The sequence below is a fragment of the Arthrobacter sp. CAL618 genome, assembly GCF_000468215.1.
Lineage (GTDB): Bacteria > Actinomycetota > Actinomycetes > Actinomycetales > Micrococcaceae > Arthrobacter_D.
Map to the genome: position 1 here is coordinate 21,352 of NZ_ASZW01000019.1, position 26,238 is coordinate 47,589.

The 26,238-nt window shown below is 61.4% G+C and carries 24 protein-coding genes; 14 read left to right on the forward strand and 10 right to left on the reverse strand.

Going from position 1 to position 26,238, the window contains the following annotated elements:
* Positions 1-45: 45 nt before the first annotated feature.
* Positions 46-303, reverse strand: coding sequence for a metal-sensitive transcriptional regulator (locus K728_RS0100880; RefSeq protein ID WP_019482226.1), 258 nt, complete (start codon positions 301-303; stop codon positions 46-48).
* Between the two features lie 121 nt (positions 304-424).
* On the opposite strand from K728_RS0100880, the gene K728_RS0100885 reads away from it, so the two are divergent.
* The 8 genes from K728_RS0100885 (at position 425) to K728_RS22440 (ending at position 8,230) form a co-directional block, all read left to right on the forward strand.
* On the forward strand, positions 425-1,045 hold the full coding sequence (locus K728_RS0100885) for a rhodanese-like domain-containing protein (RefSeq protein WP_024475553.1): 621 nt from the start codon (positions 425-427) through the stop codon (positions 1,043-1,045).
* The gene (locus K728_RS0100890) at positions 1,042-1,944 is read left to right on the forward strand and encodes a sulfite exporter TauE/SafE family protein (RefSeq protein WP_019482224.1); all 903 of its coding nucleotides are present in this window, start codon (positions 1,042-1,044) and stop codon (positions 1,942-1,944) included. The genes K728_RS0100885 and K728_RS0100890 overlap by 4 nt, the downstream gene beginning before the upstream one ends.
* 108 nt (positions 1,945-2,052) lie before the next feature.
* Positions 2,053-2,349, forward strand: a complete 297-nt coding sequence (locus K728_RS0100895) for a rhodanese-like domain-containing protein (RefSeq protein ID WP_024475554.1) — start codon at positions 2,053-2,055, stop codon at positions 2,347-2,349.
* 131 nt (positions 2,350-2,480) lie between these two features.
* A complete protein-coding gene (locus K728_RS0100900; RefSeq protein WP_019482222.1) occupies positions 2,481-3,887 on the forward strand; it encodes an MBL fold metallo-hydrolase in 1,407 nt (468 codons plus the stop codon).
* Positions 3,888-4,069: 182 nt separating this feature from the next.
* On the forward strand, positions 4,070-5,275 hold the full coding sequence (locus K728_RS0100905; RefSeq protein WP_035746658.1) for an MFS transporter: 1,206 nt from the start codon (positions 4,070-4,072) through the stop codon (positions 5,273-5,275).
* 171 nt (positions 5,276-5,446) lie between these two features.
* The gene (locus tag K728_RS0100910) at positions 5,447-7,516 is read left to right on the forward strand and encodes a heavy metal translocating P-type ATPase (RefSeq protein ID WP_237742063.1); all 2,070 of its coding nucleotides are present in this window, start codon (positions 5,447-5,449) and stop codon (positions 7,514-7,516) included.
* A gap of 307 nt (positions 7,517-7,823) precedes the next feature.
* Positions 7,824-8,084 (forward strand): DUF305 domain-containing protein, encoded by a 261-nt coding sequence (locus tag K728_RS22775; protein ID WP_443110899.1) that lies wholly within the window; start codon positions 7,824-7,826, stop codon positions 8,082-8,084.
* Positions 8,006-8,230, forward strand: coding sequence for a DUF305 domain-containing protein (locus tag K728_RS22440; protein WP_337587476.1), 225 nt, complete (start codon positions 8,006-8,008; stop codon positions 8,228-8,230). Before K728_RS22775 ends, K728_RS22440 begins: the two co-directional genes overlap by 79 nt.
* A gap of 39 nt (positions 8,231-8,269) precedes the next feature.
* On the opposite strand, the gene K728_RS0100925 is transcribed toward K728_RS22440, so the two are convergent.
* The gene (locus K728_RS0100925; RefSeq protein ID WP_019481403.1) at positions 8,270-8,629 is read right to left on the reverse strand and encodes an ArsR/SmtB family transcription factor; all 360 of its coding nucleotides are present in this window, start codon (positions 8,627-8,629) and stop codon (positions 8,270-8,272) included.
* A 1-nt stretch (position 8,630) separates the two neighbouring features.
* The gene (locus K728_RS0100930) at positions 8,631-9,869 is read right to left on the reverse strand and encodes an MFS transporter (RefSeq protein WP_024475558.1); all 1,239 of its coding nucleotides are present in this window, start codon (positions 9,867-9,869) and stop codon (positions 8,631-8,633) included.
* Between the two features lie 184 nt (positions 9,870-10,053).
* On the opposite strand from K728_RS0100930, the gene K728_RS0100935 reads away from it, so the two are divergent.
* Positions 10,054-11,244 carry an AI-2E family transporter gene (locus K728_RS0100935; protein ID WP_237742064.1) on the forward strand — a complete coding sequence of 397 codons (1,191 nt, stop codon included), beginning with the start codon at positions 10,054-10,056 and terminating at the stop codon, positions 11,242-11,244.
* Between the two features lie 79 nt (positions 11,245-11,323).
* A complete protein-coding gene (locus K728_RS0100940; protein WP_024475560.1) occupies positions 11,324-11,881 on the forward strand; it encodes a dihydrofolate reductase family protein in 558 nt (185 codons plus the stop codon).
* A gap of 22 nt (positions 11,882-11,903) precedes the next feature.
* Here K728_RS0100940 and K728_RS0100945 read toward each other — a convergent pair whose 3' ends face one another.
* The 3 genes from K728_RS0100945 to K728_RS0100955 are packed head-to-tail and all read right to left on the reverse strand — an operon-like array spanning position 11,904 to position 14,444.
* Entirely contained in the window at positions 11,904-12,977 is a 1,074-nt protein-coding gene (locus tag K728_RS0100945) for a DNA polymerase IV (protein ID WP_443110897.1), read from the reverse strand.
* Positions 12,978-13,023: 46 nt separating this feature from the next.
* Positions 13,024-13,737 carry a GAF and ANTAR domain-containing protein gene (locus K728_RS0100950; RefSeq protein WP_024475562.1) on the reverse strand — a complete coding sequence of 238 codons (714 nt, stop codon included), beginning with the start codon at positions 13,735-13,737 and terminating at the stop codon, positions 13,024-13,026.
* Positions 13,738-13,769: 32 nt separating this feature from the next.
* Positions 13,770-14,444, reverse strand: a complete 675-nt coding sequence (locus tag K728_RS0100955; RefSeq protein ID WP_237742065.1) for a GAF and ANTAR domain-containing protein — start codon at positions 14,442-14,444, stop codon at positions 13,770-13,772.
* A 375-nt stretch (positions 14,445-14,819) separates the two neighbouring features.
* On the opposite strand from K728_RS0100955, the gene K728_RS20805 reads away from it, so the two are divergent.
* A complete protein-coding gene (locus K728_RS20805) occupies positions 14,820-14,990 on the forward strand; it encodes a hypothetical protein (protein ID WP_156911119.1) in 171 nt (56 codons plus the stop codon).
* 70 nt (positions 14,991-15,060) lie between these two features.
* On the opposite strand, the gene K728_RS0100965 is transcribed toward K728_RS20805, so the two are convergent.
* The 4 genes from K728_RS0100965 to K728_RS0100980 form a co-directional block, all read right to left on the reverse strand.
* On the reverse strand, positions 15,061-16,500 hold the full coding sequence (locus tag K728_RS0100965) for an APC family permease (RefSeq protein WP_019481411.1): 1,440 nt from the start codon (positions 16,498-16,500) through the stop codon (positions 15,061-15,063).
* A 633-nt stretch (positions 16,501-17,133) separates the two neighbouring features.
* Entirely contained in the window at positions 17,134-18,564 is a 1,431-nt protein-coding gene (gene nhaA, locus K728_RS0100970; protein ID WP_024475564.1) for a Na+/H+ antiporter NhaA, read from the reverse strand.
* A 133-nt stretch (positions 18,565-18,697) separates the two neighbouring features.
* Positions 18,698-18,970, reverse strand: coding sequence for a hypothetical protein (locus K728_RS0100975; protein ID WP_019481413.1), 273 nt, complete (start codon positions 18,968-18,970; stop codon positions 18,698-18,700).
* Positions 18,971-19,035: 65 nt separating this feature from the next.
* Entirely contained in the window at positions 19,036-20,451 is a 1,416-nt protein-coding gene (locus tag K728_RS0100980; RefSeq protein ID WP_024475565.1) for a DUF4389 domain-containing protein, read from the reverse strand.
* 192 nt (positions 20,452-20,643) lie between these two features.
* Here K728_RS0100980 and K728_RS0100985 point away from each other — a divergent pair, with 192 nt between their 5' ends.
* The 3 genes from K728_RS0100985 to K728_RS0100995 all read left to right on the forward strand — a co-directional run.
* Complete coding sequence (locus K728_RS0100985) at positions 20,644-23,787, forward strand: HAD-IA family hydrolase (RefSeq protein WP_024475566.1); 3,144 nt, start codon at positions 20,644-20,646, stop codon at positions 23,785-23,787.
* An 80-nt stretch (positions 23,788-23,867) separates the two neighbouring features.
* Positions 23,868-24,359, forward strand: a complete 492-nt coding sequence (locus K728_RS0100990) for a pyridoxamine 5'-phosphate oxidase family protein (protein ID WP_024475567.1) — start codon at positions 23,868-23,870, stop codon at positions 24,357-24,359.
* Positions 24,360-24,444: 85 nt separating this feature from the next.
* Positions 24,445-26,238, forward strand: a 1,794-nt coding sequence (locus K728_RS0100995; RefSeq protein WP_237742066.1) for a heavy metal translocating P-type ATPase, incomplete at its 3' end; no start/stop codon positions are given.

Genomic DNA, 26,238 nt, shown 5'->3' on the forward strand with positions numbered 1-26,238 from the left:
CGAAAGCATGTGCGGAAGCTTTCTCCCAAGGGAAGATCATGCCGGTTAGGCGAGGGAGAGGAAAAGCTTCTCGAGTTCTTTCCTGTCCATCGTGGCGTCCTCGCGAACGATGCACTGCTCGAGACCGCTGGCAATAATAGCGAAGCCCGCCCTATCGAGTGCCTTGGAAACGGCGGCCAGCTGCGTCACGATGTCCTTGCAGTCCTTGCTCTCCTCAAGCATGCGCGTAACAGCAGCGAGCTGACCCTGCGCACGTTTAAGTCTGTTGACGACCGGCGCTAGTTCAGTCGAATCAAGTTGCATGAGATCTCCAAGGGCTTAGATTGTGTACGATCCATCGTATACCCCCTGGGGTGTTTTGCATACCCATGGGGTATCTGCAATACTCGGTGGGGTATCCAGTACATCCTTTTGAGAGGCACACATGACTCCTGTTTCCACGTCCACTTCCATCACAGCACTTGATCCGGGGACTCTGCGTGAATGGGCGACAGAGCATCAGGACCTCGTCGTGATCGACGTCCGCTCCGCCGCCGAATTTGAGTCCATGCATATCCGCGGCTCCTACAACGTGCCGCTGCCGTTGCTGTCAGAGCACACCGATGAGCTTGCAGCCCGCCTGGCCTCACGCGTCGTGCTGGTCTGTCATTCCGGCATCCGCGCCGAACAGGCCCGCCAGCGGCTAGCAACCTCAGGTATTGACACCGCTTATGTACTGACCGGTGGTGTTCCAGGATTTGCTGCCGCCGGTGGAGATGTAGTCAAGGGTAAGGACCGCTGGGATCTAGAGCGCCAGGTCCGTCTCGCAGCAGGTTCCCTGGTGATGGTGGGCCTCACTGGAGGTAAATTCGTATCACCGAAAATCCGTTTGTTGGCCGGTGTCATTGGCACTGGTCTCACCTTCTCGGCCGCAACCAACACCTGTGCGATGGGTAAAGCCATCTCGACGATGCCGTGGAACAGGGCCGCTGTTGATCCCACACGCGAAAGTGCCATACTGACTCTTCCCGTTGCTAACGCCGGAGATGAGACCGCAGCCTCATGACCACCACCCTGGTCCTGGTTCTGGCCCTCTCTGTGGTGATCGGGCTCTCCCTCGGCGTGCTGGGTGGCGGCGGATCGATCCTCACCGTCCCAATCCTGGTCTACGTCGCCGGGTTTGAGGCCAAGGAGGCTATCGCCGCTTCCCTTTTCGTCGTCGGCGTCACGTCAGCGGTCAGTGTCATCAGTCATGCCCGTGGGGGGAGGGTGATGTGGCGAACCGGCTTGATCTTTGGCGCGGCCGGAATGGTCGGTGCATTTGCCGGCGGTCTCCTAGGTGGCCAAATCCCGGGGCAGATCCTGCTCATTGCCTTTGCGCTCATGATGGTCGCCACCTCCGTAGCGATGCTTCGCGGACGTAAGAAAAAATCGACGGACAGCGGTGAGCCAGTCAAGCACGAACTTCCTATCGGCAGAGTGCTGCTGGATGGGGCTGTTGTGGGGCTTGTGACTGGACTAGTCGGCGCAGGCGGCGGATTCCTCGTCGTTCCAGCGTTGGCATTGCTCGGTGGCTTGCCGATGTCGATTGCCGTCGGTACCTCGCTCGTCGTCATCGCCATGAAGTCCTTCGCCGGACTCGCTGGGTATCTGACGACGGTGCAGATCGACTGGGGTATCACCCTGGCCGTGACCGCGGCGGCCGTCGTGGGCACCCTAATTGGCTCCAGACTGGCCGGGCGAATTCCCGAGGTGGCGCTGCGGAAGGCGTTTGGGTGGTTCGTTCTGGCAATGGGCACGTTTGTACTCATTCAGCAGGCACCCGCTGACTTGCGGTGGTTCTTTGTTGCTGGGGTTGCCGCACTCGCGGCAGTCGGGGTTGTGGCTTGCTGGTTCTTCCTCAAATCGTGTCCCCTTCGCAAGCCTGACGGGCCACGACGCGAGAAGGCCCCGTCGCCCGCCTGAATCACAGCCCACGCCAGGCGAGACCTGTGGGCCCACCCGCAATCCAATCGTTCGGCGGGCAAGACCTGACCGCTGCCACACCCTAATGAACTATTGAAGGAGAAAACCATGGCTGAAATCACCATCAACGAGGCCGACCAACGCCGTTCAGAGTCGATCATCCTCGATGTTCGGGAAGATTTTGAGGTAGCCGAGGGCATGATCCCCGGGGCGTTGCATATCCCGATGGGCGAGTTGCAGGCGCGACTGTCCGAACTGAATCCCTCGGTTCATGTGATCGCGGTGTGCCGGAGCGGCAACCGCTCCGCCCGGGTTGCCGACGCGCTGAACGGCGCAGGGTTTACCGCCGACACGATGGCCGGTGGAATGTCTGCCTGGACCAAGGCCGGTCTTCCGACTACCTAACCCATTCCGCCGGTGGCCGCCATGGGGGCGGGCCTCTGAGCGTGAAGCATAGAAGAATGTTGCTTTGCCATATACCCCTAGGGGTATTACAGTAGTAATAGATCAAGACCACGAACGAAGGAGATCAGCAGATGCTTATCGAGCGTATTTACGATGAAGACCTCGCACAGGCCAGCTACCTGATTGGCTGCCAGGCCAACGGCACCGCGGTAGTTGTCGACGGCCGCCGCGACATTGCCGTCTACCAGGATCTGGCCAAAAAGAACGGCATGGAGATCATCGCCGTCACTGAAACCCACATCCATGCCGACTACCTCTCAGGTACCCGCGAACTCGCCGCCGCCACTGGTGCAAAGATTTACGTCTCCGGTGAAGGTGGCCCCGACTGGCAGTACGAATTTGACGGCGAACGGCTCTACGACGGCGACAAAATTGTCATCGGCAACATCACCATCAAGGCCGTTCATACCCCTGGCCACACCCCGGAGCACCTGTCCTTCCTGGTGACCGACGGAGCTTTCAGCTCCGAACCCGGCTTCCTGCTGTCGGGGGACTTTGTATTCTCGGGAGATTTGGGGCGCCCCGATCTGCTGGATGAGGCAGCGGGCGGCGTTGATACCCGATTCGAGGGTGCCAAGCAGTTGTTCACCAGCCTGCGGGATAAGTTTCTGACCCTGCCCGACTATGTCCAGGTCCACCCTGCCCACGGTGCCGGCAGTGCCTGCGGTAAGGCCCTCGGGGCAATCCCGTCTTCCACTGTGGGATACGAGCGCCTGTACGCCTGGTGGGGACCGTATCTCGCGGCCAATGACGAACAGGGCTTCATCGACGAACTGCTTGATGGACAGCCCGATGCTCACGCCTACTTCGGTCGAATGAAGAGGGAGAATCGTGAAGGTCCAGTAGTCATGGGCCAGCGAGCACCCTTGACGGAGCTGAGCATCGCCGACGTCGCCGCAAAGCTAGCCGACGATCAGGTCACCTTCATCGACACCCGGTCACATACCGAGGTGCATGAGGGCACGGTTGCCCGCTCCCTGAACGTTCCTGCCGGCAAGTCAGTGGCAAGCTACGGAGCATGGGTGGTCAACCCGGAAACGGACAAGAATCCGCTGGTGCTTCTGGCCGCCGATCAAGAAATGGCGCAGGACATGTGGGATCACCTGGTCCGGGTAGGCATCGACAAGGTTGGCGGCTACGTCACCAGCATTGACGGGCTTCCCACGAACACCCCGAAGCTGATCCAGCCTGCGGAATTGGACGATTTCGACGCCGCCATGGTGCTGGATGTCCGCAACCGCACCGAACACACTGCCGGGCACATCCCCGGCTCGCACCAGCTCAGCGGTGGCCGTGCTATGTGGCACCTGGATGAACTGCCAGGTGAAGGAACCATTGTCACGTACTGCCAGTCCGGAGTGCGGAACTCCGTGGCGGCCAGCGGCCTTCGTCGCGCAGGGTACGACGTCGTCGAACTCGACGGAAGCTACGCGGGATGGGCCAGCTGGAAGCAGCAGGAAACTGTTTCCGCCAAGTAAACAGAGCCAGCTCAGTCCTTGAGCTGTGGCGGCGGCACGGTCATTCCGGTCGCCGCCACAGCATTTAACCTCGGCCATCGGTCCGTGACAGGAGAATATCCGTGAAACCCGGCAGAAACTCGTCGCCACCTAAACAGGGCGCTGCAATAGAGCTGGGATTGCGGCAGAATTTGGCGCAGTTCATGCTCCTCGTCGCAGTCAATGCCCTGGTGGGTGGCACTCTTGGCCAGGAGCGGACGGTGCTGCCCCTGCTGGCCGAGAAGGTCTTCCACCTCGAGCTCTACACCTCCGCGCTGACCTATATTCTCGCGTTCGGTCTCGCGAAGGCTGCAACCAACTATTTTGCCGGCACTCTCGCAGACCGCTACGGGCGCAAACCCGTCCTCATTTCCGGCTGGCTGATCGCGTTGCCGGTCCCACTCCTGCTGATCTTCGGGCCGTCCTGGGGGTGGATTGTGGCAGCCAACGTCGTCCTCGGCATCAGCCAGGGCCTAACCTGGTCAATCACCGTCATGATGAAAATGGACCTGGTGGGTCCCGAACGCCGAGGACTGGCGATGGGCCTGAACGAAGCGGCTGGCTACCTCGGCGTCGCGGGAGCAGCACTGGCCACCGGCTACATAGCATCGACCTATGGGTTACGTCCCGGACCGTTCCTGCTGGGTGCCGTCTTCATTGCTCTTGGGCTGGGGCTATCCGCCCTGACCATCCGCGAAACCCATCACCACGCCAAAGCCGAAGCGGCTCGGCATGTCAGCGTCCATGCCGGCACCGAAGCAGGGCTGAGCAGCCGTGCCGTCTTCACCCTGACGAGTTTCCGGGACAAATCCCTGTCCTCAGTGAGCCAGGCCGGCATGGTGAATAACCTGAACGATGGTCTCGCCTGGGGGCTGTTTCCCATCCTTTTCGCCACAGCGGGTCTGGGTCTTGAACGTATCGGTATTCTTGCTGCCGTCTATCCAGCTGTCTGGGGTGCCGGGCAATTGATCACTGGCGGTTTGTCAGATCGAATCGGCCGCAAGCCCTTGATTGTCGCGGGGATGCTGGTTCAAGCAGTCGCCTTGGTCATGGTCGCTGCTGGAACTGGCTTCGGAACCTGGCTTGCCGCCGTCATCCTGCTTGGTGCAGGCACCGCGATGGTCTACCCCACATTGCTGGCTGCGATAGGCGATGTCGCGCACCCCGAGTGGAGGGCCCGCTCGGTGGGGGTTTACCGGTTGTGGCGCGACGGTGGCTTCGCCGTCGGGGCCCTTCTCTCCGGCGTCATCGCGGACGCTTACGGTATTCCGGCTGCTGTGGCGGTCGTCGCGCTCGTCACCGCACTCTCGGGACTTGTCGTCGCGCTACGGATGCGAAACGGCGATCACAATGCCGCAGCTCATCCTTGACCAATACCCCTAGGGGGTATAGTGTCAGGGTACCGAGCGGGAAGTCCGAGCCCCAAGAGGGCCGCTTACTCCTTGAAGGTCTTTTGATGCGGCTGTAGCCCGCGGAATGACTGCCGGGCGCTGCACCCGTTGACTTCTAAATGACACCATTGCGTTTGTTAGGGGACCATCATGTCCAGTACTCCAGCTGCAGAATCAACTCCGAAGGTGAAAAAGGGCGAGGACCATGAGGTGCATTCTCATGGGGAGCATGCGGGGCATTCCACCGCAATGTTTAAGAACAAGTTCTGGTTGAGTTTGGTCTTGAGTGTTCCGGTGGTGTTGTTCAGCCATATGTTCGCCATGATCGTCGGCTACACGCCGCCGGATTTCCCCGGCGCGATGTGGATCTCACCGATTCTGGGTACCATCATCTTCTTCTATGGCGGTGCCCCGTTCCTCAAGGGCGGGATCACCGAACTACGGACCCGGCAACCGGGGATGATGTTGCTGATTGCGATGGCCATCAGCGTCGCCTTCATCGCATCCTGGGTGACCACCCTGGGGATTGGAGATTTCAATCTGGACTTCTGGTGGGAGCTGGCCCTGCTGGTGGTCATCATGTTGTTGGGGCACTGGATGGAAATGCGTGCCCTCGGATCCGCAGCGGGGGCTTTGGATGCGTTGGCCGCGCTGCTGCCCGATGAGGCAGATAAAGTCACCGACACGGGAATCGAAACCGTCTCCGTGAGCTCGCTGGCCACCGGCGACGTCGTTTTGGTCCGGTCAGGCGCACGGGTACCCGCAGATGGCGAGATCGTTGACGGTGTGGCCGAGTTCGATGAGGCGATGATCACCGGCGAATCCCGCACCGTGCAACGCACGGTCGGGGAGGTGGTGGTCGCGGGAACTGTGGCAACCGACAACGCGGTCCGGGTGCGGGTGACCGCCGTCGGAGCCGATACCACTCTGGCCGGAATTCAGCGTCTGGTCGCTGAGGCGCAAGCCTCGTCGTCGAAAGCGCAGGCCCTCGCTGACAGGGCCGCTGCCTTGTTGTTTTACTTTGCCCTGGTCGCTGGCATCCTCACTTTCATCGCGTGGATCCTGCTGGGTAGCCCCGATGATGCGGTCATCCGCACGGTCACGGTCCTGGTTATCGCTTGCCCGCATGCGCTTGGTTTGGCGATTCCCCTGGTGATCGCGATTTCGACGGAGCGCGCGGCGAAGGCGGGTGTGTTGATCAAGAACAGGATGGCGTTGGAGCGCATGCGCACTGTCGACATAGTGCTGTTCGATAAGACCGGCACTCTCACCGAGGGCCGGCACGCCGTCACCGCCACCACCACGTCCGGAACGATGTCCGATGCGGAAATGTTGGCGTTGGCCGCGGCGGCAGAGTCCGACAGCGAACACCCGGTGGCACGCGCCATCGTCAACGCAGCTATGGACACGCCTGAAGCGGCGGTGTTCGGTTATCGGGGAAGCGACTTTTCGTCGATGACCGGCCGGGGTGTCCGAGCCACTGTCAACGGGACCGAGGTCATTGTTGGTGGCCCGAACATGCTCAGGGAACTGCAGTTGGAGACCCCGTCGGACATGAGAGATACCGTCCAGGAATGGATCGGCCGTGGCGCTTCTGTGTTGCATGTGGTCCGTGACGGCACCGTGCTTGGTGCCGTGCGACTCGAGGACCGGGTACGGGATGAGTCCCGGGCCGCGGTGAAAGCGTTGCAGGACCGGGGCGTGAAGGTCGCGATGATTACCGGGGACGCACGCCAGGTGGCGGACGCGGTCGGGACTGAACTCGGTATCGACGAAGTCTTCGCCGACGTACTCCCGCAGGATAAGGACTCCAAGGTCGCGGAGCTGCAGTCCCGTGGCCTGAAAGTGGCGATGGTCGGCGACGGCGTGAATGACGCCCCCGCACTGGCCCGGGCAGAGGTGGGAATTGCCATTGGCGCCGGGACCGACGTCGCAATGGAATCCGCCGGCGTGGTGCTGGCAGGCAACGATCCACGATCAGTTCTGGCGATGATCGATTTGTCCCGGGCCAGTTATCGGAAGATGATCCAGAACCTGGTCTGGGCGACGGGATACAACTTGATCGCCGTGCCCCTGGCCGCCGGCGTGTTGGCCTTCGCCGGTTTCGTGCTCTCGCCCGCGGCGGGAGCAGTGCTCATGAGTATTTCCACCATCGTGGTCGCATTGAACGCGCAACTACTGCGCAGGATCGACCTCAGCCCCGAACGCTTCACCACCTAAGGCTCTCACTCAGCGACGCACCTGCCCTTCGAGGGCACTACTACAGACTATTCATCAGATATTTCAAAAGGATCAGATCAGCATGAAGCGTTATCTCTCTTTGCCAGCATTAAGTATTGCCGCCGTTATTAGCGTCGCCGGGTGCAGCAGTGACACCAGCACCCCGGCTGCGGACTCGTCTGCCTCTGCTGAACAGAGCACTCCCACCGAATCCAGTGCTGTGGTGTCCGCCGAGCACAATCCCGCGGATGCCATGTTCGCCCAGATGATGATTCCTCACCACCAGCAGGCGGTGGAGATGAGCGAGATGATGCTTGCCAAAGACGACGTCAGCCCTGAGATTACCGATCTCGCCACCAGGATCAAGGCTGCGCAGGGTCCTGAGATCGATATCATGACCGGCTGGCTCGAAGCGTGGGACCGACCGGTCATGCCCGNGACGGTGGCATGGCTGGGCACGAGATGGGCGGGATGGGTGGGATGGACGGCATGCTGGATGAAGATCAGATGGCTGATCTGGAAGCGGCTGAGGGTGACGACGCGGTCGGGTTGTTCCTGGAATCCATGATTGAACACCACGACGGGGCGGTGGAGATGGCCCAGGAGGAAATCGATAACGGGGAGAACCCTGCGGCAATTGCTCTCGCCGAGACCATCATGGAAACCCAGCTCGCCGAAATCCAGGAAATGGAACAGCTGCTCGCCGAACTCTAACCCTGGTCGGCCGCGCTAATGGATCCGGGGGAGAGGGCCTCAGCCGTGGGTGGGCTCGCCGGTGACCCGGTGGTCAGCAAGATTGAGACCCTCCTGCACGAGCCGGGCCAGGTGTCCATCGACGATGCTGTACACCACGTTGCGGCTCTCCTTGCGGGTGGTCACCAGACCGGAAAACCGCAGTTTCGCCAGGTGCTGGCTCACAGATGTCCGTGATGCGCCAGTCTGGTCGACGAGTGAACTGACGTCGTTCGGGGCCTGGGCGAGGATCCACAGGAGATGCAGCCGGGTCGGATCGGCAAGCATCCTGAACACCGCTGCGCCAGCCTCGAGGCGGACGTTGTCGGGGACGCCAGGGTGATGCAGGCTCGGCGCGGGGCCGCTTTCATGATTGATCACGTTACCGGGCCTGCTGTCTAACCGAAACCTTAGGCGGACCTGGGTGCTGGTCATCGGGCCACAACCGCAACGCGGCCACCGTCCCCAGCGTAGCGAGAGCAGAAAGGACTACTGCCGCGGCCGGTTGTCCCCACCCCGCACCAACCCAACCGGCGATCGGGTAGGTGACGATGAAGCAGGCGTGTGACAGGGAGAACTGTGCGGTGAAGAGGTAACTACGGGTGCGGTCGGTGGCGGCGCGCCGGAGCAGCCGCGCCGACGGCGTATTGATCATTGAGGTGCCCGCGCCCAGTACCATCCACAGAGCGAGAAGTAACAGCCAGGATTGTTCGGTCCAGGCGATCACCGCGGCCGCGGCGGTCGCGAGCGCCAGAATAACGCCGCCACGAACCATCATGGTGCGGTCCGTCACCCGCTCAAGGATCCGTGGAGCGGCTAGCGCAACGACCATTGAGCCAGCGCCATAGCAGGCGAGGGCCACAGCCAGATCAGTAGTAGACCCACCAAATACGTCCAGGGCGTAGACGACGGTATTGACCAGCACCAAAGCCGTCCCGGAGGCCACCACAAGGTTCAAAGCCATCAAGCCCCGGAGGGACGGGTTGCCGAGGAATATTCGCGTACCCAAAGTGGTCCGGTGTAGTAGAGATCCGGTTCGATCCAGTGCCGGTATCCGCGGCAGCGCGGTGGTAAGCACAATTATCGCGGAGAGCAAGAATCCGGCCATCGTCCCGACGAACAGGTTGTGGTAGCTCATGACCGTCAACAACACCGCAGCGATCAGTGGGCTAAGCAGCGACTCCAGATCGTAGGCCAAACGAGAGAGCGACAGGGCTCGGGTGTAATCTTTCTCCTTCGGCAGAATAACCGGTATGAGAGCCTGAAATGCCGGAGTGAACGTGGCGGATGCGGATTGCAGGAGGAATACCAGCACATAAATCTGCCAGACCTGGTCAATGAAGGGTAATGCGAGAGCGATGGCCGCGCGCATCAGATCCGCCGCGACAAGAACCGTTTTGCGGGGTAACCGCTGAACCAGGGCAGCCATTATCGGAGCGACGAAAACGTAGGCCAGCATTTTGATAGTCAACGCGGTACCCAACACCGCACCGGCCTTCCCGCCGGCCAGATCAAAAGCCAACAGGCCTAGTGCCACAGTCAGCAAACCCGTGCCTAAGAGTGCAAGAATCTGTGCTGTGAACAGCCTCCGATAGGCGACAACCTTGAGAACCTCAAGCATGCGAATCCTGTCCATTAAAACTGCACTGAAGACCTGTCCCATCTAGATATAGCATTAAGTGCACACACATGCACACTTTATTCAGAACAGGCTCGCCCCAGGTGCGGGGCCAAAGGTTGACAGAGCTGTTTTCTGGTATCCGTGTGGATACTGCCAACAACATCTAGATCGCCCGCATCGGGTGATGCTCAAGCGATTTGCCCGAGGGATACTGGCCAAACCAACGGAGCCGGAGGGCGGAATGGTGTGGTGGCGTAGAAGAATTCGGCCCGATCCCGGTCTCGCTGTCGCCGAACCGACTGAAATTCGCTCCGAACCACGGGCCGGTGAGGTATCCGCTCGGTCGTACAGGTCGGCGGCCATTCTCGCCGGGCTGGGTGGGGCCACGGTCACGGTGTTCGGCATCTCCGCCATTCAGGGGTTCTTTGCCCCGGTATTTCTGGCGCTGATCCTCACAATTTGTGCGCATCCGCTGCGACTCACGCTTGAACGCCATGGAACACCCCCAGGGGTCGCCACCGGCACCGTCATTGCAGCGGTCTTTGCTCTGCTTGCCGCATTCGTAGCGGCGCTCGTGGTGGCGTTCGCGCAGTTCGCAGCCCTCTTGCCACAGTACGCTTCGCAGATCCAGGAGATCGGCCAAACGATCGCCAATATGCTGGCTGCCACCGGGCTCGATCAACAACAGATCCAGGCAGCCGTTTCAAATCTGGATTCGGGAAGAATTGTCGCCGTTGTCGGTGGCATCCTCGGTTCGGTCGCGGGCATGACCTTCGCACTTGTCATCATCCTCACCACGCTCATCCTGATGGCTATGGACGCGACATCCATCCCGAAAGTCTTCGGTGAATTGGAGCCGGAACACCCCGCTGTGGTCGAGGCTCTGCAGTCCTTTGCGATCGGTGTGCGGAAGTATATGGTCGCCACCACCGGTCTGGGGATCGCCCAGGGGGTTCTCAACTGGGTGGCACTTTTGCTGCTCGGTGTGCCGGGCGCTTTTCTTTGGGGTCTACTGGCGTTCATCTGCAGCTTCATCCCGAACATCGGCTACTTCATCGCAATCACTCCTCCACTGGTGTTCGGCTTTTTCGTTGGTGGGTGGAGTACCGTCGTCGCGGTCGTCGTCGTCTACGGAGTGATCAACCTCGTTGTGCAGTCGATAATCCAACCCAGGATCGTGGGGAATGCGGTCGCCCTCAGCCAGACCGTCACCTTTGTCTCCGTTCTGTTCTGGGCGGTGGTCATCGGCCCAATCGGGGCAATTCTGGCGATCCCGCTCACCCTGCTGGTCCGCACAGTCCTGATCGACTCCAGCCCGGCTGCACAGTGGTGGCGGCCCATCATCGGTGGCTTCAGCCAGAAACGGGACCCATAATTGGCCCACCTGGTGCCCTTTTCTGGGACACCGGGAGTCCTATGATTGGCGCAGACCTATTCGTAGGCGAAGGAGACTGATGGCAAAGCTCATCTACTCAATGATCACGTCGCTTGACGGTTACGCAGAGGCAGCGAAGGGCGACATTGGCCGAGGAGCAGAAGATCAGAAAGTGCATACTTTTATCGGGGATATCTTCCGCCCCGTCCGCACCTTCCTCTACGGCCGGCGGATGTACGAGACGATGGTCTTCTGGGAGACAGCACACGCAGAGCCGGATGTGCCGCCGCATATAGTGCAGTACGCCCGCGACTGGCAGGCCGCAGAGAAGATCGTTTACTCCACAACACTAGAGTCGGTGTCCAGCACAAAGACCCGGATCCAGAGAACCTTCGATCCGGAGATGGTGCGCAGGCTTAAGGCCGAGTCTGATCACGACCTCAGCGTTGATGGTCCAAACCTCGCGGCCCAGGCCATTGCGGCTGGCCTGGTGGATGAGTATCACCTGTTCATCACCACCAGCGTGGTCGGCGGCGGCAAACGGTTCTTTCCCACCGGTGTGCGACTGGACCTGGAGTTGGTTCAGGAACGTGCGTTCTCCACTGGGCTCATCTACGCCCGCTATCGAACGCGCTGAAGCCTCCTCTGGGGGATGCCACTCACCAGCCGCCTCGTGTGTGCGTGTGACCCTTGCGGGCGTCGTCGGGCATTGCCATTTCTGCCCGCAGACCAAGAAGTCGAATGGGACGACCCGCCTCGATCCCGCTTGCGAGATCCGCTGTACGCGCAAGTATCTCGTTTCGATCTGATGTCGCAGAGATCCTCCGTGCGTGGGTCTTGGTGAAGAACGGTGCGTACCTCACCTTGAGGGTGAGGCCAACAACTGGCCGTCCCTCGGCCGATACCTCTGTCATGACCCGCAGTGCGAGCTCCTGCACGGCGTCGTTAATGTGAACTGGGTCGGTTAGGTCCTGTTGGAAGGTGGTTTCGCGGCTGTGTCCTCGGGCAACCCAGGGAGTGTCATCCACAACGCTGGTGCCGTCCCCGCGTCCAAGCTCCGCGTACCAGGGCCCCATTTTTGGACCAAACTCCGGGACGAGACCTTCGGGGTCGGACGCACCAAGTTCGGCCACGGTGGTGATACCGAGTTTGGCCAGCCGGCCGGAGACTTTGGTGCCAACGCCCCAAAGGTCCTTCGTCGGTCGAGTTCCCATGACGTCGAGCCAATTTTTCGCGGTGAGACGGAAGACGCCCGCCGGTTTACCGAAACCGGTGGCGACCTTGGCTCGAACCAGTGTGTCCCCGATGCCGATGCTGCAACGGAGCCGAGTTTGATCCAATACAGCGGCTTGCAGCCGACGGGCGTAGGCTTCTGGATCGTCGGTCTCAATACCAACAAAGGCTTCATCCCAGCCCAGCACCTGCACTGTGGCACCCGGCTGGCCCCGCAGGGTGGTCATCACCGTTTCAGACGCAGCGAGATAGGCTGCCTGGTCGACGGGCAGGATGACCGCCTGGGGTGCTTTCCTGGCGGCAACGCGGAGGGGCATCCCCGATCCGACGCCGAATGCCCTGGCTTCGTAGGATGCGGTCGACACCACGGCTCGTTCCGCCGGATCGCCCCTACCCCCGACAATGATCGGTTTGCCGGCGAGTTCCGGGCGACGCAACACTTCGACCGCCGCGATGAACTGATCGAGGTCGACGTGCAACACCCAGTGCACTCCGCTCACACCTGATGTGTCCGACAGGAACGGCGGGAAATCCTGGAATCCGACACTAGACAGTGAGAGAGCGGTTCAGTACAGCTTGCGCCGTCTCCCGCAGATTCTTATTGTTCGAGCGGGCGTGGTTACGAAGTCGACGGAATGCCTCGTTAGTGTCAATGTCATCGATGTGGGCAATCATGCCCTTGGCCTGCTCAATGACGATCCGACTGTTCAGGGCGTCCTGCAGTTGCTGATTGACGACGGCGGATTCCGACGCCGTCTTTTTCTGCAGGATGCTGATGGTGGACACATCAGCCAAGGCCTGCCCAATCGCAACGTCTTCGTCGGACAGCTCCCCGGTTTCAGTCCGAAACAGGTTCATCGCGCCAATAGTCCGCCCCTGCACCCTCATTGGGAAAGCATGGACTGAACGGAACCCCTGGGTCGCGGCGGCCCTCCTGAAGTCTGGCCACCGATCTTCAGTCCCGGCAATGTCACGGACGGTCACGGGTACCCCGGTGACATAGCAGTCAACGCACGGCCCTGCTCCAGATTCCTGTTGCAGCGCCTCGACCAGTTGGCTTTCCTCGCTGGTTGACGCGAGCACCTGCAGGACGCCGTCCGGGCCAGCCAGCATTAGCCCGGCGGCGGCGGCGTCGAGCAATTCAACAGACTCTTCAACGAGAGTATGCAGCAGCTCCAACACGTCATAGTCACCCACGAGCGTGTCCGCAATCTTGACGAACGCTGCACTGACCCGGCTGGAGCGGGTCTCGATTTCCATGGGCACATGCTAACAAATCTGGCGTTACTTGCTCACCCTATTTGCAAACTGAAATCCAGTTGCCTGCTCAGCACGGAGTCGCAGGTTGCGCGAAGCGTGGATCCGCTGGCAAACGCGTGGGCTCGCAGCATCATCAGTGCATCGGCAGCCGACCCCCCGGTTTGCGCCAACACCATGCCGGTTGCCTGATGTATCTCACGTCGTGAGAGCAACGAGCCGGACTGGACTGAGTCATCGGCGGACTCAAGCGTCAGTATGCTGCGCAGCAGGGACCACGCCGCCCTGTCGCTGAGCGAGCTTGCCACAGTGAGATCGCTATTGCTGAGAGGTCCGGGGTCGAAACTATAGAGTTCCACCACGCCAATGTTCATGGCACCAACGACCAACGGGAAGACGAAGAGTGCCTGCGCGTCCGTCGCCAGGAGGGCCTTCCCAAACACTGGCCAATTCTCGTGGGATGCGCGACGCACCTGGGGTATCAATATTGGTGTCCGAGACCTGATAGCCGCCCACCGTGGACCTTCCCCCAGGTCGAACTGCAACTCATCCAGTTCCCCTGAAAGGGTGTCAGTAGCGCACAGCGTTGTTTCTTGTAGGGACCCGCCGAGCGCCGATAACGCGGCTCCGGTCACCGGCAGTGCGTCCAGATAGGACGCACAGACGTTGGAACCTAACTGTTCCAGCTCGGCCACGCTTCCGTTAGCCATCGCCCGAACATTCTTCACCCCAAAGAGCCCCAAAGGACATCTTCTCCACCCTTCCCCGGGTCGTTTTCCTAGCCAAAGGAACGACGAACGGATTGAACTGGCGCCAGCCCCTATTCTAGTCTCGACGGACCCTCCCGGCACAGTCTTATCCTCCCCATAATTGGGGTGGGCGGTCCAGTGGGGAAGCGGACTTTGAACCTCTTGTGCGGTCCCGAAGCATCGCATCGTCGTCAACAGTTAGGCTCAGTGTAGACCGTGGAGATGTGGGTGACCCAGTCCAAGGCTGAGTCGCTCTAGGTCGACTCAAAGCTCAGGTTCCGACGCTCCAGGAGGCAGGGTATCGAGTCATCACCTACGACGGTAACTCAATACCTCATGCAGACCGTCGAGAATCCCGATGGGCCGTTGACCAAGGACGTCGCGGCCGGGATGACCGAAGAATTGACGAAGGATGAGGAAAGTTTCTGCGACAAGGGTGCGCCGGATGGCTGCAACGTCAGCCATCCGGACGAGTGGAACAACGCTCTGATTTCGTCTGTGCAGTAGTAAGTAGCCGTAAGCAACACCATGCGGGTGATCCGCCTGCCCGTTCGTCGGCAGGCGGATCATCGCTAGGCTACCGGCCCTTCCGGCCGAGCTTTGCCAGGAGGTCCTCTTCGGCGTCGGCTCCGGGCTTGACGCCGGTCGGGATCCGGAACAGGAAGAACAGGCCAAGCACCCACCAGAGCCCAAACAGGATCCACGGTGGGGGAGTGAGGGCCGCGGGCATGCCCGGGAGGTACAGGCTCAGCAGGCCTACGCAGAGCACCACCGCGGAGAAGCCGATAATGACTCCACCATTGCCTGCACCACCGATCCGCAGGGGCCGGTCCATGGCTGGTTCCTTGCGGCGCAGAATGATGAACACGATTGCCACCAGAAGGTAGGCGATCACAATGCTGGGGGCGCCAGAGTCCACCAGCCAGACCAGCATCGCCTCACCGAAGAACGGCGCGAGGAACGACAAGCCGCCGATGAAAAGCAAAGCGTTGACAGGCGTGCGGTATTTCGGGTGCAGTACGCCAAACCATCGCGGGAGCATGCCGGACCGGGCCATCGAATACATCAGCCGTGACGCGCCCAACAGCAGTGAGTTCCAGGACGTCAGGATCCCGGCGATACCGCCGGCAATCAGGATCTTCGCCATTACATCTGTACCAAATAGTGCACCCATCGCATCCGCCGTCGCGATATCAGCCTGAGCGATCTCGTTGGCAGGCATTGCCGAGGACGTCGTGAGAACCGTCATCACGTACCAAATGGTTGCGAGAACCACTGCGATAACCACCAGACGGCCGATCTGTCGCGGTGGAATGTTCACTTCCTCCGCAGACTGCGGGATGACATCGAAGCCCACAAACAGGAACGGCACCACTACCAGTACGGCGAAGTATCCGCCCATCCCTCCGGTGAAGAAGGGCTCCATGTTGTCGGTTGATCCACCGGTAAAGGAGCCGAATATCAGCATCAAGCCGATGATCAGCAGCAGCAGTACGACGAAGGTCTGGGCCACACCTGCCAGCTTCACTCCCCGGATATTGACACCGGTAATGACGACGGCGGCGATGGCACCGACCAGGGCCCAGGTGAGATGCACCTGGCTGCCGGCGATTTCCCACAGCGGCACCTGATTCAGATCAGGGAAGAGGTAAAGAGCGGTGCGGGGGAGCGCCACCGCTTCAAACGCCACAATGGTGACGTAGCCGCCGGTGATGGCCCAGGACCCGATGAAGGACCAGCGCGGACCCATGCCTCGCAGGAGGAAGTTGTGCTCACCGCCTGCTTTGGGCATCGCCGCGGTGAGTTCGGCGTAGGTCAACCCGACGACGGCCATGATTACACCACCCGTGATCATGGCGAGGGTGGCGCCCATGGTGCCGGCGTCGGCAATCCAGCCCCCGGTCAGCACTACCCAGCCGAACCCGATCATGGCACCGAAGCCCAGTGCCAAAGCGTCCCAGTTGCCGAGAACTTTCAGGAGCGAAGTCTCCGTCGGTGTAGATGGTGCTTTGCCCATGGGTGCCTCTTTCGTGGTGGATCAGTGACGATTAGGAACACAGTAATACCGATTGGTCCATGAGTCTGTAGCGAGTCGATACATTACTTGTGGCGCACCACCACCCGGGTCAGTGTTAGTGACCTTCTGGAGGTTGCACCGTGTCACCGTCGTCGCTGTCTTGGGCGCAAGGAGTTGCGAACTGGTCGATTCTGGGAGGTTTTCCGCGGGCCATCCGCTGAAATGTCCGAGGCGAATGGCATACTTTTTGTACTGCGACGGTATCCTCCGTCGATGTTCACCATGGGGGAAACATGGATCACAGTCCTAGCTCCGCTACGCACGGCAACACCGACGAGCCAACAGACCTTACCGGGTCGACGAAGACGGGGCGCTCAAACGATGACCGGGCGCTGGAAGTACCGCCCTATGCGCTGGATTTCCACCCCGCGTACTGGCCATGAAGCTCCCACAGTGGGCGGGCAGCAGCGGTGAGTGAACTCAAACCAACGGACAGAGCTGGCGGGTAAGACAGGGTCCAACTCGCCACAGGCGCGCAAGGCTGGCGGCTGCGGCACACCGGGTCCTGCCGATTAAAGCGATAAGGCGATTTCCGTGCTACGGAAATCGCCTTTTCGCATGGTTCACCCCGGGTTATGCGTCCCGGTTCTTGGTGGGTGGTTGCTCGCTCCGGTCGGTGCCGGGTGCAGCATCTTCCGCTGCAGGTGCTGTCACTGTTTCATTTGCTGGGTTGTCCTGGTAAACATCAGGGATTCCGTCGCCGTCGTCGTCGACGTTTTCCTCAGCCTCAATCGCCTTGTACTGCTTGTTACGTGCTCGCAGGATGACTGACGCAACGAGTGCCGCAACAATGGACGCCGTGAGGATGCCGACCTTGGCGTGATCATTGGTGGAGCCGTCTGGGGTGAAACTCAGATCCGCAATCAGGAGGGAGACCGTGAAGCCAATTCCCGCCAGCAGCGCCACCCCGATCAGGTCCACCCAACGCAGGGCAGGGTCGAGGTTGACCCTGGTGAGTTTGGTGAGCAGCCAGGTGGTCCCGACAATGCCGATGGGCTTGCCGATCACCAGGCCAAGAATGATTCCGAGCGCCACCGGATCGGTCACCGCTGAAACAAACCCGCTCCAGCCGCCGATGGTGACACCTGCAGAGAAGAAAGCGAAGACGGGGACGGCGAAACCTGCGGATAGTGGCCGGATCCGGTGTTCGAACAGCTCCGCCAGGCCCGGGCCCGCATCAGGTCCCGCGGTGGCCTTTCGATGCAGCACGGGGACGGTAAACCCGAGGATAACCCCAGCGACTGTCGCGTGGATACCACCGGCGTGCACGAGGGCCCAGACGACAAAGCCGATGGGCAGCAGGATGAACCAGGCAGCGGACGGTTTCAGGTGAAAAAACTCGCGATACTTCTGCGCCAGCACCGCGTAAAGCGCCAGCGGGATGAGGGCCAGAAGCAGGGGGGTGACCTGGATATCGTCCGAGTAGAAGATGGCAATGATGGAAATGGCGATCAGATCGTCAACTACAGCGAGCGTCAACAGGAAAATCCTGAGCGCGCTGGGCAGATGTGATCCCACAATGGCCAGCACTGCGACGGCGAAGGCGATGTCGGTGGCGGTGGGAATGGCCCACCCACGGAGGGTGTCCGGGCTGAAGATGTTGATCCCGACATAGACCAGGGCCGGGACGACTACGCCGCCGACTGCTGCAGCAACCGGGACTATCGCCTTGCGTGGGTTACGCAGATCCCCTGCTACAAATTCCCGTTTCAGTTCGAGACCAACAAGAAAGAAGAAGACAGCCAGCAGGCCGTCAGCCGCCCAGGCACCGAGGCTTAGTTCCAGATGCCACGGCTCGTAGCCGAAGGTGAAGTCCCGCAACGCGAAGTAGCTATCGGCCGCGGGGGAGTTGGCCCAGATGATTGCTGCGGTGGCAGTGATCACGAGCAGGATGCCGCCAACGGTTTCCTTACGGAGGATCTCGCCGACTCTGAGTGATTCTGAGTATGTGCCGCGGCCGAGCAACCCTGATTTTGGTTTGGGCTCGGTGGTGGGGTCTGCCATAAGTAAAGCTCCTGGATTGGGGTCGACAAAGATAATGCCGACCAGTCTTCCCGGCTCACCTTCGTTTCAGTCTACCGGTCCCGCACCCTATGAGGTCCAGTGGGTTCTGATTGAGCCGCCGCCGTGCAGTGACTTAACGGGGCTGCCTTTTCCTCCGGATAGCGATCCGGCGGGTGAGATCGGAGGCTGCAAGGACGGCAACGGTGATGGATATCGCGATCAGGGCGAGCATGAAATAGAGCCCAATCAGGGTAGCCATGGGGGACTGTGCCTCGCGCAGCATCGCCAGTCCTCCCACCAGCCCAACAGCCCAGAAAGCCACCACGCAGGCGAGGACTCCCACTGCGGGCAACCAGTCACGATTGGTCCGCAGCCACCGCCACGTGCCAGCCGTCACCTTGTTCATTTTCTCCATGCCTCATAGTGCGCCCTGTGGCGGCCGGATCACCGCTGGGACACGTGTCGGCTCGGTCACGTTTCGATGTCCTGATCCAGGCGGAATGGTGGGTACTCATCACGCATCAGGGAACCGTAGGCCAGAACCCGGTAGATCCAGCGGTTCAAGCCGATGATGAAAGCGAACAAAGGCCGCGGGTAGTTGCCGGTGAAGAGCATGGCCACCACCCCGACCAGCACCAGCAGCCCTAGCAAGGACAGGCCGCCGGTGGCGTCATACTCTCCACTTTGCACCTGCCAGCCCCAGGTGGCTGAGCCGGTGATAGCAGCCACGATGAGCAGGTGTGGGATCAGAAGGAGCCAGGATTTGATGAGCACCAGACCACGGGAGAGCCGCTCCGGATACTCCACCACGATGTCGGCTGGGTAATCGGTGCGTCCCAGAGTGAATGGGGGATACCTATCGGTGCCGGCAGCTGCATAGGCGTAGAAGGCCACCCGCCAGTTCCATCGCAGTACCCCCACGTTGAATTTGAAGAGCGAGCGGGGGTAGCGGCCGGTGAAGAGGATCGCGAACCAGGCCACCAGGGTGGTCACGGCGAAGGCGAACCAGAGGAAAAACAGTACGAAGAAATGTGGAATGGCCAGGAACCATTTCACCAGCCACATCCAACGGGACAGTGCGGGGTCGAGTTGCGCAACGAGGTGCACCGGGTACGACGGCGGTCCGGCAGCAACTCCGGCAGCAACTCCGGCAGTCGGTCCGGTCACCGGGGCAGCCCGACGCGGCGTGGTTTCGGGGCCGGCGGTGCCGGATTCGGGTTGGTTGCGTCCCAGCCCGATGGCGCCGATAACAAGGAGAGGCAGACCGATGGCCAGGGTTACAAGGCCGATGATGAGGACGATCGCGCCGGCAGGGCGAATCAGTTCGGACCGGAAGCCAGCCTGGAGATCGACCGAGAAGCCAGGCGAAGCATCGGCATTCATCACGACGACGGTCCAGTTGCCCGGCTCGATGTCCCAGATGAGTTCCTGCTCTCCCGGCCCTGATGCTGAGGCAGCCCAAAAATCCTGGGATTCTGGTTCCGCTGGTGCTGCTGACCCCGAAATGTTGCGGTAAACCGGACGGAATGGATCGAAGTCGACGTCCCGCAGTTCGGTGCGGTTAACCCCAGCGAGGTACTCGTCGACCTCATCCTGTGGTGCCAGGCCAATAAAAATTTCAGCGTCCGGTTCGGCGGCGCGCAACCTGAGCGTCCCGACGTCGAACGGGAGGCGTTCCGGTGTACCCTCGCCGAATGCCTCAAGACTCGGCGAGACAAGCGCATGGGACGCGACAGCGTAGCGTTCGGTCGGGGAGGTGAAATAACCGTCGTCCCGCTGATCGGAGGCAACCCACGCGACGGCGATTCCTCCGGCCGCCATCGACGCGCCGATGATCGACAGGATGATCCCGATGATGAGCATTGCGATTGAACCTGCTCTGTTCATGGAAAGACTCCCCTCCCGCCGAACGGCGTCCTGCCGTCCTGTGCTGTCGCCTAAGAGTGTTGGCGCACCGATATCGCTCGATAGGGTCGAAAGTCCCAAGAGTTGTGGGTGTCCACGCAGCCCTGGTCGTCGCAGCTCTATTCGGGCACAAAGGCACTTCCTGCGGTTCCCGGGCGCCGGTACATCTAGCTGATGACCAGATCACCGACACTTGCGGCAGCGCAGCCACCCTTCGACGCCGTCATCTTTGATTTGGATGGCGTGGTCACCAACACGGCGGTCATTCATCAGCGGGCCTGGGAGGATGTCTTCGAAGCAATCATCAATGATCCAAGATGCCCGTCCGACGCTGACCGTTCCCCCTTTACCCAGGACGACTACTTCAGGACCGTTGACGGTAAACCACGGGAGTCGGGACTGATCGACCTGCTGGCGTCGCGCGGGATTCCCCTCGGCCTGGGTCAGGTCACGGATGCCGTGGGGGACTGGACCGCATATGGGTTGGGGGCGCTCAAGAACAGGGCCTACCTGGAACGGCTCGCTGCAGACGGTGTGCAGGCCTACCCGGGAACCAGTCGGCTGCTCAAGACGATGCAGGATGAGGGCGTGCCCGCTGCGATCGTGACCTCCAGCCGGAATGCCATGCCGGTGTTGTCCGCTGCAGGGTTGGCCGACGCTTTCCAGGTGGTAGTGGATGGGACGCTTGCCCTACAGTTGGGCCTGCCCGGCAAGCCAGCACCGGACGTCTTCCTTGAAGCCGCCCACCGGTTGGGGGTATCACCCGAACGTGCCGTTGTCATTGAGGATTCGGTGGCCGGTGTGTTGGCAGCCCGCCGCGGCGGCTTTGGTCGTGTTGTAGGCATCGACCGGCTCACGGCACGCCGGACGCTTGAAGAGGCTGGAGCGCACGTCGTGCTAAACGACGTGAGCCAGCTGGATCTTGGCGTGGTCCTCGGGGACCCCTGGCAGCTGGTGTATCGGGGCATGAATTCCGATCATGAGGGCCACCGTGAAGCGCTGACAACCCTCGGCAACGGCTATCTGGGTGTGAGGGGGGCAGCGCCGGAGGGCGGAGAATTTTCGTACCCAGGGATGTATCTGGCTGGGGTCTTCAACCGATTGGAGAAGCAGGTTGGCGGGAGCCGTGTGCTCGAGGAACACCTGGTCAATGCCCCGGATTGTCTCTCGCTGGACATTCGAGTCGATAGTGGCGACTGGTGGTCGGCGGGAGGTCTGCGGGTCATCAGCGAGCTACGAACCCTGGATCTGGCGAGAGCGGTCCTGGAAAGGCAGGTTGTCCTCGAGACCGCTGCCGGCCGGCACCTGCGGGTCGAGCAGCAAAGGTTCGTCTCAATGGCCGAATGCCACCTGCTCGCCACCGAAACCCGGGTCACCCCCTTGGGCTGGGATGGCGCCATCACGTTCCGCACGGGGGTCAATACCGGGACCCGAAACACGAACCTTCCGGACCCCAATGGTGGTGCACGGGTACATCTCCTTGACTGCACCGCCGACGACCACGGGCAAGCCGTCACCGAAACCATTGTCGAAGCTGAAACCACGCAAAGCCGGATCCGCATCGCCGTCGCCTTCAGGGCCGCAGTCGACGGGGAGACAACGCAGGGAATCCCCGGGCGCATCGGCCAGCATCATTTTCGACTGTACGAATCGACCTTGATGGACGGCGAACCGACAGTCCTGACAAAGGTGGTTGCGGTGGTGACATCCCGGGACCGGGCCATTTCCTCGCCGCGAACCGAAGCTCAGTCAATTCTCGCCCGTTCGGGCAGGAACTTCGAGGCGCTCCTTGCGTCGCACGGGGCCGCCTGGCAGCGCCTCCTCCGTCCTTTCCGGGTGGATCTCGACGCGCCGACGCAAGTGCGCCTTGTCCTGAACCTGCACCTGTTCCATTTGCTCCAGACCTTGACACCGCACACCGTGGAACTCGACGCCGGGGTCCCCGCCAGGGGCCTGCACGGAGAAGGCTACCGGGGGCAGATTTTCTGGGACGAGCTCTTCGTGCTCCCGGTTCTCACACTCAGAACTCCCGACGTCGCACGCGCCCTCCTCAACTACCGCTGGCGACGGCTTCCCGCCGCCCGCCAAGCCGCAGCAGACCAGGGCCGAACCGGAGCAATGTTCCCCTGGCAAAGTGGAAGCGACGGCACCGAAGAGACACCCCGCTGGTTGTACAACCACCGTTCAGGCAGGTGGATGGCCGACAATTCCCACCTCCAGCGGCACGTGGGGCTAGCGGTCGCTTTCAACGCCTGGCAGTACTACGAGGCCACAGTCGATCGTGCATGGCTCTTCAGCAAGGGTGCAGACCTGATCGTGGGGGTGTGTCGTTACTTCGCGTCCCTGGTGGAGTACGAGGCGGCCACTGACCGCCACCATCTCCGGGGACTGGCCGGACCCGATGAGTATCACACCCGACGGCCGGGTAGCGACCATCCTGGCGTGGACGACAACTCCTACACCAACGTGATGGCGTCCTGGGTCTTCGTCCGGGCCGCAACCCTCCACCGGACCTTCGTTGGGCATGAGCTCGACGATCTGGAGGCGCGATTGGGAATCAACGCTGATGAGGTGGCGCGCTGGGAACGGATGGGGCGGTCAATGTACGTGCCTTTTGAGGCTGACGGCACCATCAGCCAGTTCGATGGGTACGGCGACCTGGTGGAGCTGGACTGGGCGCGATACCGCGAGACCTACGGCAACATCGAACGCCTTGATCTCATCCTTGAGGCCGAGGGTGACACCGTTGACCGCTACAAGCTAGCGAAACAGGCCGACGTACTCATGTTGCCCTATCTTCTCGGTCACGGCGGGCTGATCACGCAGTTGGCGCACCTCGGCTACACCCTGACTCGGGAACAGCTGGCTCGGACCATCGACTACTACCTGGCCCGAACCGCCCACGGATCGACCCTGAGCAGGGTGGTGCACGCCTCGGTGCTCGCTTCGACCGATCCCAACCGGGCGTGGGACAGCTTCCGTGAGGCGTTGGATGCCGACCTGGACGACACCCAAGACGGGACCACCAAATCAGGCATCCATTTGGGCGCCATGGCCGGAACGATCGATGTCGTGCAGCGCAGCTTCGCCGGACTTCGACTGAACGGTGACCATTTGGTGTTTGAGCCGAGCATGCCTGCCGGGCTGGGTGCAGTAGCCTTCAGCATCTCGTATCGGGGGCATCAGCTCCAGATCAATTTGAGTCCAGGCTGTCTCGACATCTCCTCCGCGCCGGGGGACGCTGCCCCGATCTGGATTCAGGTGAACGCTCAAACGAAGCCCCTGGCCGCCGGGGACCTGAAAAGATTCAGTCTGTGACCAGCCGTCAGCGAGCCGTTTCTCGGGGTGGGGCCTTTATGCCCTGTTGATCCCACCGCCGCGACCCTATCGTCACTGTCATGACTAACCAGCGATCCCTGCCGTCGGTCGAGACTCTGCAATCGCAGGCTTGTTGGGACCTGTTGCGGAGTACTTCAGTGGGGCGGCTTGCGGTCTGGGTTGAGGATCACCCCGACATTTTCCCCGTCAACTACAAGGTGGACCACGGCAGTCTAGTGTTCCGCACCGGGGAGGGCACCAAACTCCAGGCAGCAGCAGGCGACACTCCCGTCGCTCTCGAGGCCGACGGCGTTCTGGTGGATGCGAATGTGGCCTGGAGCGTGGTGGTGAAAGGCCGGGCGGAAGTCATCGAGCTCACACCAGACACCCTCGACTCAGTGGGGCTTCTGCTTTTCCCCTGGCAGGCAGGCCAGAAGGACCATTTCGTCCGCATCGTCCCGACATCCCTGACCGGACGCCGCTTCGCCGTGACCCCGCCCCTGATGTGGTGGAGTCCTCTCAGCGACGACCTGCGCGCAAAACTCGAACGTTTGAAGGAAGAAACCGATTGAAAGCCCTCGTTTTCAACCCCACTGGGAGTAGACCCTGAGCCGCGAACCCATCGGGCCGATCAACTTGATCACCAGGTTTCCGTTGGTGTCCGCGACCCTCCTTGTCGGAGTCGGCGTGGCGGTGCTCCTCGTCAGCTCGCAGCCTGCTGCCGCACAACTGGCTGCGAGCAGCTACGCCCTCGCCGTTGCAGTGTTCCGCTCCGTGACGATGGTCCGGGGACTGTTCCACGGTCGATTGGGTATCGATTTGCTCGCTGTCGCAGCGATCGGCTCAACGGTGGCGGTCGGCGAGTACATTGCTTCCCTGATCGTCGTCCTCATGTTGACCGGGGGCGAGGCGCTGGAAGACTTCGCGCACGGACGGGCAACGAAAGAGTTGCGCGCGCTACTCGATCGCTCCCCCCGCACAGCGCACCGCGAATCACCGGGGCTTCCCCTGCAGGACATCCCGGTGGCGGACGTCGTACCGGGGGATTTCCTGCTCGTTCGGCCCGCCGAGACGGTACCGGTCGACGGCACGCTGGCGTCCGATGCCGGTACCTTCGACGAGGCTGCCCTGACAGGGGAAAGTCTTCCCGTGGAACGGGTACACGGTGACCGTTTGCTCAGTGGCACCGTGAATGGGGCCGATGCAGTCCGCATGAAGGCGACCGCCACCGCATCCAATTCCCAGTACAGCCAGATCGTTGCCCTCGTCCAGGAGGCGGCAGCAAGCCGGGCACCGATGGTCCGACTGGCCGATCGATACGCCGTCCCGTTCACCGTGTTCGCGTTTATCCTGGCTGGGGTGGCCTGGTTCCTCAGCCAGGACGCAGCACGTTTTGCCCAGGTGCTGGTGGTCGCAACCCCTTGCCCGCTGCTGATCGCAGCCCCTGTTGCGTTCCTTGCCGGCACCAGCCGGGCCGCCCATGCTGGGATTATCATCAAGAATGCGGGGACGCTGGAGCAGCTCAGCCGGGTACGGACCGCCGTGTTCGATAAGACCGGGACGCTCACGTCCGGGCGTCCTACCCTCCTGCAGGTCCAGATCGCGGTGGGAACCGGGGACGCCCTCACTGAGGAACGGTTGTTGCAGCTTGTCGCTTCGGCGGAGCAGTATTCGTCCCACGTCCTCGCGGGGTCCGTCATCGAAGCCGCTTCGGCGCGTGGACTGACCCTTCTGCCGGCGGAGAACGCGAGCGAACACGCCACCGATGGAGTGAGCGCCGATTGCGGCGGGTACACGGTGATTGTGGGGAAGCCAGCCTTCGTCCGCGCCCGGACCTCCGGATTTGAAAGCGTCGACCTGGTCAGTGGTCAGTTGGGGATCTACATTGGAGTCGACGGGATCTACGCCGGGGCTCTGATCATGAGCGACCCCTTGCGTGCCAACGCCGTCGATACCCTGGCCGCGCTTAGACGGTTGGGCGTTTCAGAGACTGTTCTGCTGACGGGTGATGCCGCTTCCACGGCCGAACACATTGCCGATGAAGCGGGAATCACCCGCTTCATCGCTGATTGTCTCCCGGTCGACAAGGTGAATGAGGTCGCCTCCCTGTCATTGCGGCCGGTGATGATGGTCGGGGATGGAGTCAACGACGCTCCGGTGCTGGCAGCGGCCGACGTCGGCATCGCGATGGGTGCCAAAGGTTCCACTGCCGCCAGCGAATCCGCCGACGTCGTGCTGATGCTCGACGACCTGTCACGAGTCGCTACGGCCGTCGACATTGGTCAGCACACCATCCGGGTGGCGAAAGCCAGTATCTGGACGGGGATTGTTCTCAGTGTCGTCCTAATGATCGCTGCATCCCTGGGGATGGTTCCCGCGGTGGCTGGCGCGTTGCTGCAGGAGTTGGTGGATCTCGCAACCATCCTTAACGCGCTCCGGGCGCTCGGCGGG